Origin of the sequence: Microbispora sp. NPDC049633, from assembly GCF_040675265.1 — a bacterium.
In the GTDB taxonomy this organism is placed as follows: domain Bacteria; phylum Actinomycetota; class Actinomycetes; order Streptosporangiales; family Streptosporangiaceae; genus Microbispora; species Microbispora maris.
The window spans coordinates 43,806-57,758 of the sequence record NZ_JBFAOO010000023.1; the positions used below are offsets into that span (position 1 = coordinate 43,806).

The window sequence follows — 13,953 nt, forward strand, 5'->3', positions numbered from 1 at the left end:
TCCCCATTTATCGCCTAAAGTCACCTGAATGGCATCAAACAGCTCCCGGCTGGCATGGCTGGACGCCTTACGGGGGTTCGCCGCTCCGGCCGTGGCGCTGCACCACTCGGCCTGGACCTTCGTCCCGGCCGTCTGGGCGGAGGTCGACCGCAGGGTCGACGTCGGCACCTGGGGCGTCTTCGTGTTCTTCCTGGTCAGCGGCTACATCATTCCGGCCTCGCTGGAGCGGCGGGGCGACCTGCGGGCCTTCTGGACCGGCCGGGCCTTCCGGCTCCTCCCGCTGCTGCTCGCCGCGCTCGCCCTCGCGCTGCTCCTCGCGTACGCCGGGGTGTTCGAGACGTCCCCCGGCCTCGACAGCCGGCCGCCGCCGCTCGTCGCGCTGGCCAACCTCACGATGCTGCAGGAACTCCTCGGCGTCCCCTCGGTGATCGGCGTGATGTGGACGCTGTCGTACGAGATGGCGTTCTACCTGATGACGGCGGGACTGTTCGCCGTACGGCAGGCGCACAGGCCGGCGCCGATCGCCGTGGTCCTCGCGGTGGCGGCCGTGCCGCTCGGGCTGCTCATGCCGCACGCGACGATCAACGGCGGCGCGGACCTGGCCGCCGCGATCCTGGGCGTCGCGGTGGTCCTGGTCATCGCCGTGACCATGCTCGCGAACGGGCGCCTCAGGACGGCGGCCGCGGTGTTCGGCGGCCTTCTCGGCCTGGCCCTGGTCGTCCTGGGCAGCAGGATCGGCGCGGGACAAGGGCTGGTCATCGCGGCCATGATGTTCGCCGGGACGGCCGTTCACCGTGCGGAGCGGGGCGTGCTCCGGTGGAGGTGGGCCGTCGCCGCCCTGCTGACGGTCCTCGTCTGCGGCGTCCTGGTGGCGCGCGAGCCCGCCTGGGCCTCGGCGGTCCTGCTGGCGGTGGGGTTCTTCGTGCTCGTGTTCGCGCTGCGGCGCCGGTCGTTCCCCCGGTGGCTCGCCTACCTCGGGGTGATCAGTTTCTCCCTGTATCTGCTGCACCCGCTCCTGCTGCGGATCGTCCCGAACCTGCCGGTGTTCTTCCTCGCCCTGCTGGTCCTCGGCCACGCGGCGTACCGGCTCGTGGAGGTTCCCGGCCAGCGCCTCGGCCGCCGCCTGAACACCAGGTGTGGCGCCGCCGCCGGATCCGAAGCCGTGCGGGGTGAGCGGGGGCGCCTGCCGGACGGCGCGTGAGCCTCGGCGCCCGTGGTCGGGGGAGGACGGCGAGGGTGAGCCTCGGCGCCCGCGGTCAGAGGAGGACGGCGAGGGTGAGCCACGTCGCGGCGCCGCCCGCCACGGCTCCCGCGACGGTCTGGGCGGCGGTGTGATCGCGGATGACCACCCGGGACCAGGCCAGCGCCGCCACCAGCACGGCGCCGGCCGCGTAGACCGGAACCGGCGGCAGGACCCACGCGAGCATCACCACGCCGCCCGCCGCCACCGCCGTGTGGAAGCTGATCTTCCACCAGAGCGTGACCGGACCGGTCACGGCCAGCGTGGCGAGCATGGCCGTCACGCCGGCGACCATCAGGCGCGGAGCGCCGAGCAGGACCATCAGGGCCAGCGCGGTGACCACCAGGACGACGATCAGGCCGATCAGTTTCGGCCGCTGGGCACGGTCCCTGACGTGCTTGTCGCCGAAGCGGCCCGACCGGACGCCTGCCAGAAGCACCCCGAGGGGAATCCCCCCGCACAGGGCCGCGGTCAGCGCGCCCCAGGCGGCGCCCGCCCAACCACCGGTGGCCGCGCCCACCACCAGCGGCAGCCCCATGACGATGTGCGCGGGCGCGAAGACCTCGGTCAGCCCCCGGGCGAACCGGTTCTCTCTCCGAGGATCTGCGTGCATGCTGTCGCGACCCACCGAAGCCACGTCGTCTCCCCCTCGATGTCGCCGGCGAATCCCGGCCCCGGAACGATCCCCGGGGAGGCCGGCCGGAGCCGGAGCGGGCCGCCCATGTTCAGCATGGTCAGGTTGACCACTGTGACATGATCACGGTCGAGCACGCCCGCGGCCATGCCGATCGTGGACGGCGCCGTCGGCGGATCGTCGTGACCACCACGCCGCCGGCCTTGACCGCCCTGTCGAGAGCGGTCTTCCGGCGGAGCGTGACACGCAGGTTCGCGGTATTCGTCTTCAGGGCTCGCAGAAACCCCACGCGGATCCGTTCCGAATCGGGAAATTATCCTGAAGGTGAATCGTCCGCGTCGTCGGGAGGAATTCGACTGTGCCGGGTGCACCCGAGGGCCAGGTGAAAGCGAGACCGTCCGGAACGCGTATCGCGCGAATCCTGCTGGAATCATTAGCGGGCTGGATAACGCGGCGGCCGGTGCCCGGGACCTCCGGCGGAGTGCGGCTGCCTCATTCGTCGGAACTGCGGCTGATCATCGTCGTCCTGGCCGCGGTGGAAAGCGTCACGGCCCTTCTCGTCTCCGGCATGCTCCCGCCCGAAATCAAGCCGCCGCACGCGGCGTTCGAGATGCTGCTGGTGCTCACCGCCCTGGGAGCGGCGGCGGCGACCGCCCGCCATCCGCATCTGGTGTCGTCGTCGCAACTGATCCTGCGAACGGGATTCCTGGGGGAGCTCGCGGTTCCGCGGGATTGCGTCCGTTCCGCCTCGCGGGTCCTGCAGACGATAAAGGGGCGTGGACCGCGTCCTGTGCCCGGAGACCCCGACGCGATGGCGTGCTCCGTGCTGAGCACGGTCAACGTCCGCGTCGAACTCGATCCCCCCGTGCACGTCGACCTTCCCGGGACGGGGAAAAGGGCGGTGCGGAGAATCTACTTCTCGACCGACTCCCCGGACGTCGTTCCCGGCGTCGTGAGAAGGACCGGCTGACTCGGCCGCCGTGGAAAATCGCGCGAACTCTGGCGGACGTGGACGGCCCCGCCGCTCGTCTTCGGCCCGTACGAGCGGGTCAGCCGGCCTCGGTGAGCGCGTCCAGGCGGGCCATGTCCTCGTCCGTGAGGCGCAGCGCGGCGGCGGCCATGTTCTCGGCCAGGTGATCGGGGTTTCCGGTGCCCGGAATGGCCAGCACGTGCGGCCCCTGCCGGAGTGTCCAGGCCAGCCGCACCTGCGCGGGTGTCGCCCCGTGCGCTTCGGCCACGGCGCGCACCTCGTCCTGGTCCGTGCCGCTCGCTCCCGACTCGCGGCCCTCTCCGGCGATGGCGAAGAACGGCACGAACGCGATGCCCTGCTCACCACAGGCGCGCAGCAGCTCGCGGCTCCGCGTCGCGCCCACGCCGTACCGGTTCTGCACGCTCACCACGGGGGCGATCGCCTGGGCCTGGGCGAGGTGCGCGGGCCGGATGTTGGAGATCCCGAGGTGCCGGATGAGCCCGGCCTCACGCAGCTCGGCGAGCGCCCCGAAGTGCTCGGCGATCGAGTCGAGCCCCGGCTGGCGCAGGTACACCAAATCCAGGTGGTCCCGGCCGAGCTGACGCAGGTTCTCCTCGACCTGGCCGCGCAGCTGGTCCGGCCGGGCGAACGGCAGCCACTCGCCGGACGGATCCCGCCCCGGGCCCACCTTGGCGGCGATGACCAGATCGTTCGGGTACGGCGCGAGCGCCCGGTTGATCAGCTCGTTGGCGGACCGCAACCGGGAGAAGTAGAACGCGGCGGTGTCGATGTGGTTCACGCCGAGCTCGACGGCGCGTCGCAGCACCGCGAGCGACCGCTCGCGGTCGCTCGGCGTGCCGAGGTCGAAGGCCGCGCTGCCCGTCAGGCGCATGGCGCCGAACCCCATCCGGTTGACCGTCAGGTCGCCGAGCTTCCAGGTCCTCCTCGACGGCTCCGTGCCCGCCGTGGCCGCGCCGATGCTGTCTCCACCCATCCCTGCAGACTGCCACAAACCCCCGTGAACCGGCCGAAGCTGCAGGAGAGCGGTCGCGGGCGCTCGGAGCAGGTGACCTACAGATCCATCATGTCGGCGAGGCCGTCCATGCAGGCGGCGAGCAGGGTGGCGCCGTCGTGGCCCATCCCGGCGAACTGCCCCTGGACCTCCAGGCTCACCACGCCCTGGAGCTGGGCCCAGGCCAGCACGGTTCCGGCGAGAGCGGTCGCGGGGTCTCCCTGCGGGGCGAACGCCCGCACCCATCCGGCCACCGCCGGGGTCTCCTCCACCCACCGCCGCATCTGGTCGCGCAGCCCTTCGGCCCCCGGACGGCAGCGTCCCCCGGCGAACACCGGGAGGAAGGGCCCGAGCACGTCGCGGGCCCGCAGCACGCTCTCCGGGGGCGCCTGGTGGCCGGGCGAGGGGGCGCCGGCCAGCAACTGGAACAGGTGCGGGTTGGCCACGGCCCAGTCGCGGAAGGCCCGGGCCAGCGCGTGCAGCCGCTCCCGCGGCGCTCCCTCGCGTACGGCGGTGCGTACGGCCGCGCCGACCTCGTCGAAGCCCTGCAGGATCAGCTCGGTCAGCAGCTCGTCGCGGCTGCGGAAGTACTTGTAGATCGCCGGGCCGGTGACGCCGAGCTGCTTCGCCACCGCGTTCAGGCTGAGCGCCGCGGCCCCGCCCTCGCCGATCTGGACGAGCGCGATCTGCTTGATCTCCGAACGGACCTGGTCCCGGTAGCGCTGCCGCGGCGTTGACATCCCCTCATTATGGTGAGTGCCTCTCATCGGCGCCGCCCGAGGCGGATCAGACCGGCCGTGATCGGCGGGCCGGTCAGGGGGTGTAGATCTCCTGGACCTTGACGATCCTGCCGCGGTAGACGGTGATGAGCGCCGGGCGATGGCCGTCCTTCATCCGGGAGACCAGCACACTCCGGGAGCACCGCTTCGACCCGAGGCTGTCGTTCTCGACCGTCACCGTGGTGCCCTTGCACCCGGTGGCGCTGTAGAACACGACGTTCTTCGCCAGGGGAGAGGCGTAGGCCATGGCGTCACCCTCGGCGGGACCCGTGAAATACCCCTCCGTGTGGCCGCTCGTGTCCTTCACCCACTTGATCGGCTCGTACTCCGCCGTCCCGGACCGGTAGTACGTGACCCAGCCCCGCAGGATGCCGTCATGCCGGGGCGAGATGTGCCTGGTGAAGTCGTGACGGGGATCGGCCTGGAACGAGGTGCCGAAGACCTTGGGCTTGGCGAACTTCGGCATGGCGGCCGCGCCGGCGGGCAGCGCCGCGGCGGAGACCAACGCGGCGGCCCCGGTGGCGGCCACGGTGGCGGCCACGGTGGCGGCCACGGTGGCGGGGAGGACGACACGGAACGAGGTCGTGAGCTTCATGTCCTGTTGGAGTCCGTGCCCGGCGGAGAAGTTCGCGGCCCGATGTCGGCGACGGCCGGAATCCCCTCCCTCAGGGAGGGGAGAGGTCAAGACATGGGCAAGATCTTGGTCGGTACGGCCTCCTGGACGGACAAGTCGCTGCTCGCGTCGGGCTGGTATCCCGCCGAGGCCTCCACTCCCGAGAAGAGGCTCGGCTACTACGCCGGCCGGTTCCCCCTGGTCGAGGTGGACGCCACCTACTACAACCCGCCGGCCCGGCGTACGGCCGAGTTGTGGCGGGACCGCACGCCGAAGGATTTCACCTTCAACGTCAAGGCGTTCTCCCTGCTCACCGGGCACCCGACCCGGCCTGCCGCGCTGTACAAGGACCTGCGAACCGTGCTGGGGGAGCCCACGCGGACGCTGTACCGGCGCGACCTCCCCCCGGAGGTCGTCGAGGAGGTGTGGCGCCGGTTCCTCGGCGCGCTGGAGCCGTTGCACGAATCGGGGAAGCTCGGCGCGGTGCTGTTCCAGTTCCCGCAGTGGTTCCCGCCGGGCGAGGCGAACCGCCGATACATCCTGCGATGCCGTGACCGCTGCCTGCCGATGCGCATGTGCGTCGAGTTCCGCAACGCGGCCTGGATGGACGACGCCACCCGGAGCGGCACCCTCGGCTTCCTGACCGCCAACGACGTGCCGTACGTCGGTGTGGACATGCCGCAGGGACATCCCTCGTCGGTCCCGCCGGTGCTGGCGGCCACCTCCGACCTCGCCGTCGTCCGCCTCCACGGTCACTCGGAGAAGTGGACGAGCCGCGTGATCGAGGAGCGGTTCGGCTACCTCTACTCGGAGGAGGAGCTCCGGCTTTGGGCCGGCAGGATCGCCGATCTGGCCGCCCGTACGACCACCACACACGTCCTGACCAACAACTGCTGCGCCGACAACTCCCAGCGCAACGCGGCACGCCTGACCGAACTGCTCGACGAACGAGGCGCCGACGTCGTCAGGCCTCCCGGCGCAGTGGCCTGAGGCGCTGGTACTCCGCGGCGGGCGGCGCGACGAAGCGCGCCGCCCGGACGTGCGACGATGCGGGCCGCCCGGACGGTTCCGGGCGGCCCGCGAGGAGCGTCAGGCGGGGTTCAGGTACCAGATCTGGTCACCCGCGACGATGCCGAGGTTGCCGTCGGTGTTGCCGGTGATGGTCTGCTGCTCCAGGGTGGTGCCGCCGCCCGGCGGGCTGTCGACCACCTTCCCGCTGAAGCGGTTGACCAGGTAGAACGTGCCGTCGGCGACCCGTCGCAGCGTCCACTGCTGGCTGGTGGCCGTGCCGCAGGTCACCTGTCTGATCTGCGTGCCGTTCGAGGTGCTCGCCGAGACCAGGTCCAGGCACTTGGAGCTGTTCACGTTCACCAGGTTCCAGTACGACCCGGTGGCCTGCAGCCGCCACCGCTGGCTGGTCGCCCCCGACGGGGTGTTGTGGGTGACCAGCGCGCCGGAGGCGGTCGAGCCGCCGGCCGGCTCGGCGTTGTCGCGGCTGCCCAGGCCCTGCAGGTAGTAGACGCTGTTGTTGACCGGCGCGATGCCGGTGACCTGGTTGAACACCCACTGCTGGTTGGTGGCGCCGGTGTAGGTCTGCTGGGTGACCGGCGAGGGATAGGAACCGGTCGCGGTCAGCGCCAGGCCTGACAGCCAGTCGAAGATGGCGTACGTGTTGGTGCCGACCGGCAGGTAGGCGAAGCGCATGCCGTCCTGGCCGTTGCAGATGTACTGCAGCAGCGTCGTGCCGGGCGTGGTGCCGCTGTAGGAGCTGTCGGCGCACAGGCGGCTGCCGACGTTGATGAACTGCAGCCCGGTGGTGTAGCCCATCAGCCACTTCTGGCTGGGAGTGTCGACGCGGGTGCGCTGGCTCAGCTCCGTCAGGGCGCCGGTGGACCCGCCGATGGGCTCCAGCGCCCCGCCGGTGGCCACGTTGGTGACGACATAGGTGTTGCCGACCTTGGGATGGGGGTCGCTGTCGGCCGTGTTCCCGGCGATGAGGTAGGCGCTGTTGGCGGTGTTCCAGTGCGTGGCCAGGTAACTCCCGGCGGCCGGGGCGGCGTTGTAGTAGTCGTCCCGGTTGCAGTCGGGCAGGCGGTAGTCGTTCCACTGGAGGCAGTTCCACGACGGGGTGCCGCCGTAGCACATGAGGTCCCACTGATCCAGGCAGTGCCAACTGCCGTCGGAGTGCGGCGCGCTCATCTGTACGGCGCCGAACGTGTGCCCGAGTTCGTGGGCGATGGCGTTGGCGCCGAAACATCCGGGGATGGCGTCCACCCGGGCGTAGGCCAGGCCGTTGTTGAGGTTGGCGGACCCGGTCGTCAGGTCGTCGCCCTTGATCTCACCCATGCCGCAGATGACGGTGGCCTCGGTGAGCATGAGGTAGTGCCGGTCCGTGCTGGTGTAGCCGAGGGCCTTCACGGCGTTGACCCCCGAGTCGAAGTCGACCAGCGACCCGGCCGGGACCACGAGGTTGCGTACGACGGGGGCGCAGCCGCCGGACACGGCTGTGGTCGCGTAGCGGATGTGCCGGCTGCGGTTGGAGGTCGCCGCGGCGTCGTTGAACTGGTCGTCCGCGTCGGCCAGCCAGGCCCGGATCATGGGCAGCAGTTGCGCGTACCGGTCGGGCATCGACGGCTCGCGCACATACAGCACCTCCACCCGCTTGCCGCTGGTGCCGTCGCCGTCGCAGGCCACCAGTTGCGGGGTCACCTGAGCCCTGGCCGCCGGGGCGGACGGAAGCACGGCGGGTCCGGCCCGCTCGCCGATCTTGGCGCCGGGGAAGACGTCGGACGCGACGCGGGTGGGGCCGTCATCCGGCGGCGTGGCGGCGGACACGTGCGACGGTAAGACGATCAGGGCGGTCGCGAGCGCCCACATCGCCGCCAGGGAGAGGGTTCGCCTGAACTGCATTCCGATGAACTCCCATCGGTACGGATACGCCCTCATGGGGCGATTCACGAGAATGATCACATCGGGCAGGCGAACATTTCGATCTTTGTAAGATATCTCTCAATGTGTTGACAGAAATGGTCAAGTGACAGATCAAATGTCTGTTCCGGCGTTTCGGTCTGTTTCGGTGACGCGGTGCTGCCTGGGAAGACGCATCGCGCGGGAAGAGAGTGAATACAGGACCGGGAAAGACTCACGGTGTCAAGACGCGGAACTGCCGGAGAAGTTTCGGACGGCAAGCCGGGGACGATCGCGTCCACGGATCCCCCGGGCCGCCGATTCCACCGGGGTCGTCGCAAATCGAAGCCGGCCGGCGTGAGAGGCCCGATCTGAACGGCCCTGAAAGGCCGGCCGAAAACAGGGCCGAATGTCCCCGGATATCCGCCGGAGGGGGCACGGCCCCGACGGCGCGGCGAGCTCCGGCTGTCGGGCGCTGCATCACCGCATCCGCGGCTTCCGAAGATGCCGGCACCGATGACGCTGAAACTTTCGTGTACGAGAACGAAAATTCGGCGCGCACGGTCGAGGTGACGGCCCCGAACAGCGCTGTTCCCGTGGGACGGTGACGATCATCACCTCGCACGATTTGGGCCTTGTGGAGGTCGGAAGTTTTCGGCAATTCTCCGAAAATACCCACCTATTCGCCTGTGGTCATCACGGCACCTGATGACAGGGCCGGGATCCTCGGGAGGAAGGACGAGCCACCATGAAACGTCTCACGGTCTCGCCTGCACCAGTGGAGAGTCCGCTGCGGGCCGGACGCATGCCCGCCACCGGCGCAGACCGGTCCTGCCCGGGGAGCACCCGGTGATCGGCACCGTCGGCTCGGACGGCGGGAGCCGAACCCCGGGCGTACGCCGCGCGCTCGTCATCGGCGCCGTCGCGGCGCTCTCGCTGGGCCTCGCGATAACAGAGATCCCAAGGGCGGACGCCACCACCGCGACGCTCGTCGCGGCGGCCGCGGCCGGCGTCGAGGACGAGGGCGCCGACTGCCCGGTGCCCGACCTGGGGTCGCCGACGTCCAGCTCCCGGCTTCCCGATCCGTTCAAGAAGATCAACGGGCAGCGCATCACGTCCAAGTCGGAGTGGCGGTGCCGCCGCGAGGAAATCAAGAAGCTGGCCGAACGCTATGTCTACGGCGAGAAGCCCGGCAAGCCGGCGAGCGTCACGGGCACGGTCTCGCGGACCGGAATAACCGTGAACGTGTCCGCCAACGGCAGGAACGCCGGCTTCTCCGCGACGGTGGACCTGCCGAGCGGCACCGGGCCGTTCCCGGCCGTCATCGTGTACGGCGGATTCGGCGCGGACACCGCCACCATCAAGGCGAGCGGTGCCGCGGTGATCAGCTACGACCCGTTCACGGTCGGCAAGGAAGGCACGGCGCGCAACAACAAACAGGGTGCTTTCTACAGCATCTACGGCTCTTCGAGCAGCACCGGGCTGCTCGCCGCCTGGGCCTGGGGCGTGAGCCGCATCATCGACGTCATCGAGCAGTCGGGCGGGAGCATCCTCAAGGCGGACGCGACCGGCGTCACCGGATGCTCGCGGTACGGCAAGGGCGCCTTCACGGCCGGAGTGTTCGACCAGCGCATCGCGCTGACCATGCCGATCGAGTCCGGTAGCGCCGGTGTTCCCATCCTGCGCGGCGTCGCCCAGGAAAGCGGCGCGCAGCCGCTGAGCAGCGCCTACTCCGAGCAGCCGTGGCTGGGTGACGCGTTCGGCTCCTTCACCGGCAACCCGAGCCAGCTGCCGGTCGACACGCACGAGATGGTGGGGATGATCGCCCCACGCGGGCTGTTCATCATGGAGAACCCCCACGTCGACTGGCTGGGCGCCCAGTCGGGCAGCGTGTCGGCCCTGGCCGGCGCGGAGGTCTACAAGGCGCTCGGCGCGGGGGACAACATCAGCTACTGGTCCGACGTGCAGGACGGCACCCACTGCGCCACGAGGTCGGAATGGCGGACGCCTCTGCAGCAGAACATCCAGAAGTTCCTGGTGAAGTCGGGCAACGCCGCCGGGGTGTTCCGGATCTCGTCCAGGAAGTCCGGCAACCTGTCGCAGTGGAGGGACTGGACCACCCCTGTCCTGACCGACAACAGCCCGTCTCCGAGCCCGAGTCCGAGCCCTTCCCCGAGCCCTTCCCCGACTCCTTCGCCCAGCGGGAGTCCCAACACCAGCCCGAGCCCGTCCCCGTCTCCGTCTCCGAGCCCGAGCCCCTCGCCGTCCGGCGGAGTGATCGGCGCGTGCTCGGCGACGATGCGCGTGGTCAACTCCTGGTCCGGCGGCTGGCAGGGCGAGGTCGCGGTGCGTGCGGGCACCTCCTCGATCAACGGCTGGACCGCGAACTGGACCTGGCCCGGCGGGCAGACCGTCACCCAGGTCTGGGGAGGCGTACGTTCGGGCTCCGGCTCGGCCGTGACGGTGCGCAACGAGGCCTGGAACGGCTCGGTCGCGGCCAACGGGAGCACGACCTTCGGCTTCATCGCCGGAGGGTCCTCGGCCACTCCGGCGATCACCTGCACCAGCCCGTGACCGCACCGGCCACGACCGGGTGAACCATGAATCGATCAGGCCCGCGGCGACCGCGCCGCGGGCCTTCACATGTTCCGCACGACGCACAATTAAGTCATGATTCCTGCCCGGGTTGCCGGTGGGCTCGTCCTCGCCGTTGTGGGCCTCACGCTGGTCGCGGGCTGCCGGAACGGCGAGACGAAAACGTCTCTTCCCGACAGCGCCTCACCTCGGCAGGTGGTGGCCGCGTACCTCGACGCGATCAACGCGCACGACGTGGAGGCGGGGCGGCGATTGTCGACACGGCGCTTCGCGGAGCGGGAGGAGAACGTCACGGGCAGCCTGTTCGACGATGCTGAGCTGTCCGACGTGAAGATCGAGGTACCACGGCCCGAACCCGGCTACGGTTCGCGGAACGGCGGGCGCCACCGGGAGGCGGTGTACGTTCCGGTGTCGTTCACGCTCCGCCACAGTGACGACGTCTCGATGCCGAACGGCCCCACGGTCTGGGGATACGTCCTGGTCCGGGCGGGCGAGGATGAGCCCTGGCGGATCGACGACGCGGGAGTGGGCTGACATCCGCGGCGGGGCGCCGCCTCGGTCAGCCGCCCAGCAGCATGACGATGCCGACGATGACGAAGTGAATGAGCACCGCGAACACCAGCACGCTGGCGAAGATCCACTTGGCGGGGCCGTGCTCGAAGTGCTTGCTCTCCTTCATCGGCGGGCGCTTGGCGACGCGATCGGCGATGCGCTCTTCGAGACTCTTCCTACGGGCCATGGCACTTCCTGTGTTCTCGGCGCTGGCGCTTAGTCCACTAATCGTTAGTGTACTAACCAGGTACCATGGCAGTGGAGGTGCGTAGTGAGTGAGATTGGCGACACCGTCGACCCGCTGGCCCTGGAGAACCAGGTCTGCTTCGCCCTGGCGGTCGCCTCGCGGTCGGTCATCGGCCTCTATCGGCCCGTGCTCGAACCGATGGGGCTGACCCATCCGCAATACCTGGTGATGCTGGCCCTGTGGCAGCACGCGCCGCTGTCCGTCAAGGACCTCAGCCGGCTGCTCCAGTTGGAGCCTGCCACGCTGTCGCCGCTGCTCAAGCGACTGGAGTCCGCCGGTCTCGTCGAGCGCCGCCGCGCCAGCGACGACGAGCGATCGCTCGCGGTGGTGCTGACCGACGAGGGACGCGCGCTGCGCCGGCAGGCCGAGAAGGTGCCCGCGACGATCGTCGAGCGACTGGGCATGGAGCTGACCGAACTGCGGCACCTGCACCAGGCGCTCACCCGGGTGATCGCCGCCGCCACCGGCGCGCACCTCGCAGGACATCGATAACGGGCCGCCTCGCCGTGCACCCCGCGCCCGGCGTCGCCGTTCACCTCAGGCCGGTGCCACCGTTCACCCCGCGCCGGCATCGCCGCCCATCCCGGGCCGCCGTTCACCCCGGACCGGCGCCGACGATCCTTCCCTCCGCCGCGAGCAGCCGGAACGGCGCCGCCCGGTCGGGGGCGTCGAGGGCGACCGCGCGGCGGTCGAACACGCGGACGCCCAGCCCGAACGCGGCGAGCCGCAGGTGCAGGGCGCCGCCGGGCGGCACCCTCATGACCGAGACGGCCGGCGGCGGATGCGCCGCCGACGGCGGACGGTAGCCGGGATGGACGTCGTCCTCATGGCCGGTCCCGTGCTCGTGGTCGCGCAGCGACGCTTCGAGCTCGTCCCATCCCGACGGGACCAGGAGACGGGCCACGCCGTCCAGCAGCCGGTCGAGGGTCGGCGCGACGCGCGCCCCGCCGGTGCTGCCGGACGCCAGCCACCCCTGCGGGACGGGACGGACCGTCACTCCTTTGCACACGGCGCCGACGAACCGGGCGATCGCCGCCCGGCGCCGGTGCCCGCTGACGAGGGGCCCGGCCCAGTCCGCGGGCGGACCTCCGCACGCACCGCACATCCTGTTCGCGCTCCCTCTCCGAGACGGTTACGCCCGGGGGCGGCGGGCCTTGAAGTCGTCCGCGATGGCGTCGAACGTGGACCACCGCACGCCCTCGTGCTTGTTGATGTGCTCGATGAGGCGCTCCAGCATGAGCAGAACCTGCGGACGGCCCGAGACGTCCGGGTGGATCGTGAAGGTGAAGACGGCGTAGTCCGACTCCCGGTAGACCCAGTCGAACTGGTCCCGCCACATCTCCTCGATGTGGCGCGGGTTGACGAAGCCGTGGCTGTTCGGGCTGGTCTTGATGAACATCATGGGCGGCAGGTCGTCGAGGTACCAGCTCGCCGGGATCTCGACGAGGTCGGTCTCCTGCCCGCGCACGAGCGGCTTCATCCACTCGCGGGCGTCCTTGTCATAGTCGATCTTCGACCAGGTGTCGCCGACGCGCACGTAGTACGGCTCGAAGTCGCGGTGCATGAGCGAGTGGTCGTACTTGATGCCGCGTTCGAGCAGCAGCTCGTTGGTGACCGGCGAGAACTCCCACCACGGCGCGACGTACCCAGTGGGGCGCCGGCCGGTGCGCGTCTGGATGAGGCCGATGCAGTGGTCGAGGATCGTCGACTCCTGCTCGCGGCTCATCGCGATCGGGTTCTCGTGGCTGTAGCCGTGCAGGCCGATCTCGTGTCCGGCGGCCACGACCTGCTCGAACTGCTCGGGGAAGGTCTCGATGGAGTGCCCCGGCCAGAACCAGGTCGACGGCAGGTCGTACTTCTTCATCAGGGCGTTGAGCCGCGGGACGCCCACCTCACCGGCGAACAGGCCGCGCGAGATGTCGTCCGGGGAGTCCTCACCGCCGTAGGAGCCGAGCCAGCCGCCGACGGCGTCGACGTCGATCCCGAACGCTACGAAGATTTCCTTGGCCACAGCGCATCCTCTTCTCTTGGTATCGATGGATCAGACATGGGCGGCGAGGGCCTGCCGCGTGAGGGAGACCCCCTGGGAGAGCAGCAGCGCCAGCAGCAGCCTCGCCTGGTAGAGGGGCAGCCCGCCCATGCTCAGCGCCCTGGCGCGTACGAGGTCCACCCCGCCGCCGTTGCCGTACGTGGGCACGACGGGCCCCTCGGCCACCCGCGTGGACAGCGCCACGACCGTTCCTGCGGCCACGGCCTCGGTAATCCAGTCCAGCAGAGCGTGGTTGGCGTTGCCGACGCCGGTCCCGGCGAGCACGACCGCCCGCGCCCCGGCGCGTACGGCGGCCCGGGCGAGCGCGGCGTCGGCGCCGGGATGGACCGTCACGACACCCGGGTGGACGTCGTG

General features: G+C 70.3%; 14 protein-coding genes and 1 pseudogene. 6 read left to right on the top strand and 9 right to left on the bottom strand.

Annotation, left to right across the window (positions count from 1 at the left end; genetic code table 11):
- The first annotated feature begins 28 nt into the window (after window positions 1–28).
- A complete protein-coding gene (locus AB0J39_RS09030; protein ID WP_363462862.1) occupies window positions 29–1,201 on the top strand; it encodes an acyltransferase in 1,173 nt (390 codons plus the stop codon).
- A gap of 55 nt (window positions 1,202–1,256) precedes the next feature.
- Here AB0J39_RS09030 and AB0J39_RS09035 read toward each other — a convergent pair whose 3' ends face one another.
- The gene (locus AB0J39_RS09035; RefSeq protein WP_363462863.1) at window positions 1,257–1,877 is read right to left on the bottom strand and encodes a hypothetical protein; all 621 of its coding nucleotides are present in this window, start codon (window positions 1,875–1,877) and stop codon (window positions 1,257–1,259) included.
- A 355-nt stretch (window positions 1,878–2,232) separates the two neighbouring features.
- On the opposite strand from AB0J39_RS09035, the gene AB0J39_RS09040 reads away from it, so the two are divergent.
- Complete coding sequence (locus tag AB0J39_RS09040) at window positions 2,233–2,844, top strand: hypothetical protein (RefSeq protein WP_363462864.1); 612 nt, start codon at window positions 2,233–2,235, stop codon at window positions 2,842–2,844.
- 79 nt (window positions 2,845–2,923) lie between these two features.
- Here the strand turns inward: AB0J39_RS09040 and AB0J39_RS09045 are convergent, their stop codons facing one another.
- The 3 genes from AB0J39_RS09045 to AB0J39_RS09055 all read right to left on the bottom strand — a co-directional run bounded on the left by AB0J39_RS09045 (window position 2,924) and on the right by AB0J39_RS09055 (window position 5,230).
- Window positions 2,924–3,838, bottom strand: a complete 915-nt coding sequence (locus AB0J39_RS09045; RefSeq protein WP_363462865.1) for an oxidoreductase — start codon at window positions 3,836–3,838, stop codon at window positions 2,924–2,926.
- A 77-nt stretch (window positions 3,839–3,915) separates the two neighbouring features.
- A complete protein-coding gene (locus tag AB0J39_RS09050; protein ID WP_363462866.1) occupies window positions 3,916–4,596 on the bottom strand; it encodes a TetR/AcrR family transcriptional regulator in 681 nt (226 codons plus the stop codon).
- A gap of 73 nt (window positions 4,597–4,669) precedes the next feature.
- On the bottom strand, window positions 4,670–5,230 hold the full coding sequence (locus AB0J39_RS09055) for a hypothetical protein (RefSeq protein ID WP_363462867.1): 561 nt from the start codon (window positions 5,228–5,230) through the stop codon (window positions 4,670–4,672).
- Window positions 5,231–5,323: 93 nt separating this feature from the next.
- Here AB0J39_RS09055 and AB0J39_RS09060 point away from each other — a divergent pair, with 93 nt between their 5' ends.
- Window positions 5,324–6,238 carry a DUF72 domain-containing protein gene (locus tag AB0J39_RS09060; RefSeq protein ID WP_363462868.1) on the top strand — a complete coding sequence of 305 codons (915 nt, stop codon included), beginning with the start codon at window positions 5,324–5,326 and terminating at the stop codon, window positions 6,236–6,238.
- Window positions 6,239–6,337: 99 nt separating this feature from the next.
- Here AB0J39_RS09060 and AB0J39_RS09065 read toward each other — a convergent pair whose 3' ends face one another.
- On the bottom strand, window positions 6,338–8,158 hold the full coding sequence (locus AB0J39_RS09065; protein ID WP_363462869.1) for an RICIN domain-containing protein: 1,821 nt from the start codon (window positions 8,156–8,158) through the stop codon (window positions 6,338–6,340).
- Between the two features lie 846 nt (window positions 8,159–9,004).
- On the opposite strand from AB0J39_RS09065, the gene AB0J39_RS09070 reads away from it, so the two are divergent.
- Both AB0J39_RS09070 and AB0J39_RS09075 read left to right on the top strand, forming a co-directional pair.
- A complete protein-coding gene (locus AB0J39_RS09070; protein WP_363462870.1) occupies window positions 9,005–10,729 on the top strand; it encodes a cellulose binding domain-containing protein in 1,725 nt (574 codons plus the stop codon).
- Window positions 10,730–10,825: 96 nt separating this feature from the next.
- Window positions 10,826–11,284 (top strand): DUF4829 domain-containing protein, encoded by a 459-nt coding sequence (locus AB0J39_RS09075; RefSeq protein WP_363462871.1) that lies wholly within the window; start codon window positions 10,826–10,828, stop codon window positions 11,282–11,284.
- 25 nt (window positions 11,285–11,309) lie between these two features.
- Here AB0J39_RS09075 and AB0J39_RS09080 read toward each other — a convergent pair whose 3' ends face one another.
- Complete coding sequence (locus AB0J39_RS09080; protein ID WP_363462872.1) at window positions 11,310–11,489, bottom strand: hypothetical protein; 180 nt, start codon at window positions 11,487–11,489, stop codon at window positions 11,310–11,312.
- Window positions 11,490–11,573: 84 nt separating this feature from the next.
- Here AB0J39_RS09080 and AB0J39_RS09085 point away from each other — a divergent pair, with 84 nt between their 5' ends.
- Entirely contained in the window at window positions 11,574–12,041 is a 468-nt protein-coding gene (locus tag AB0J39_RS09085; RefSeq protein ID WP_363462873.1) for a MarR family transcriptional regulator, read from the top strand.
- A gap of 103 nt (window positions 12,042–12,144) precedes the next feature.
- Here the strand turns inward: AB0J39_RS09085 and AB0J39_RS09090 are convergent, their stop codons facing one another.
- From AB0J39_RS09090 to AB0J39_RS09100, 3 genes and pseudogenes are all read right to left on the bottom strand, one after another.
- Window positions 12,145–12,654, bottom strand: a complete 510-nt coding sequence (locus tag AB0J39_RS09090) for a hypothetical protein (RefSeq protein WP_363462874.1) — start codon at window positions 12,652–12,654, stop codon at window positions 12,145–12,147.
- A gap of 27 nt (window positions 12,655–12,681) precedes the next feature.
- Window positions 12,682–13,560, bottom strand: a complete 879-nt coding sequence (locus AB0J39_RS09095; RefSeq protein ID WP_363462875.1) for a polysaccharide deacetylase — start codon at window positions 13,558–13,560, stop codon at window positions 12,682–12,684.
- 30 nt (window positions 13,561–13,590) lie between these two features.
- Window positions 13,591–13,953: pseudogene (locus tag AB0J39_RS09100) on the bottom strand (asparaginase); the annotation flags it as partial.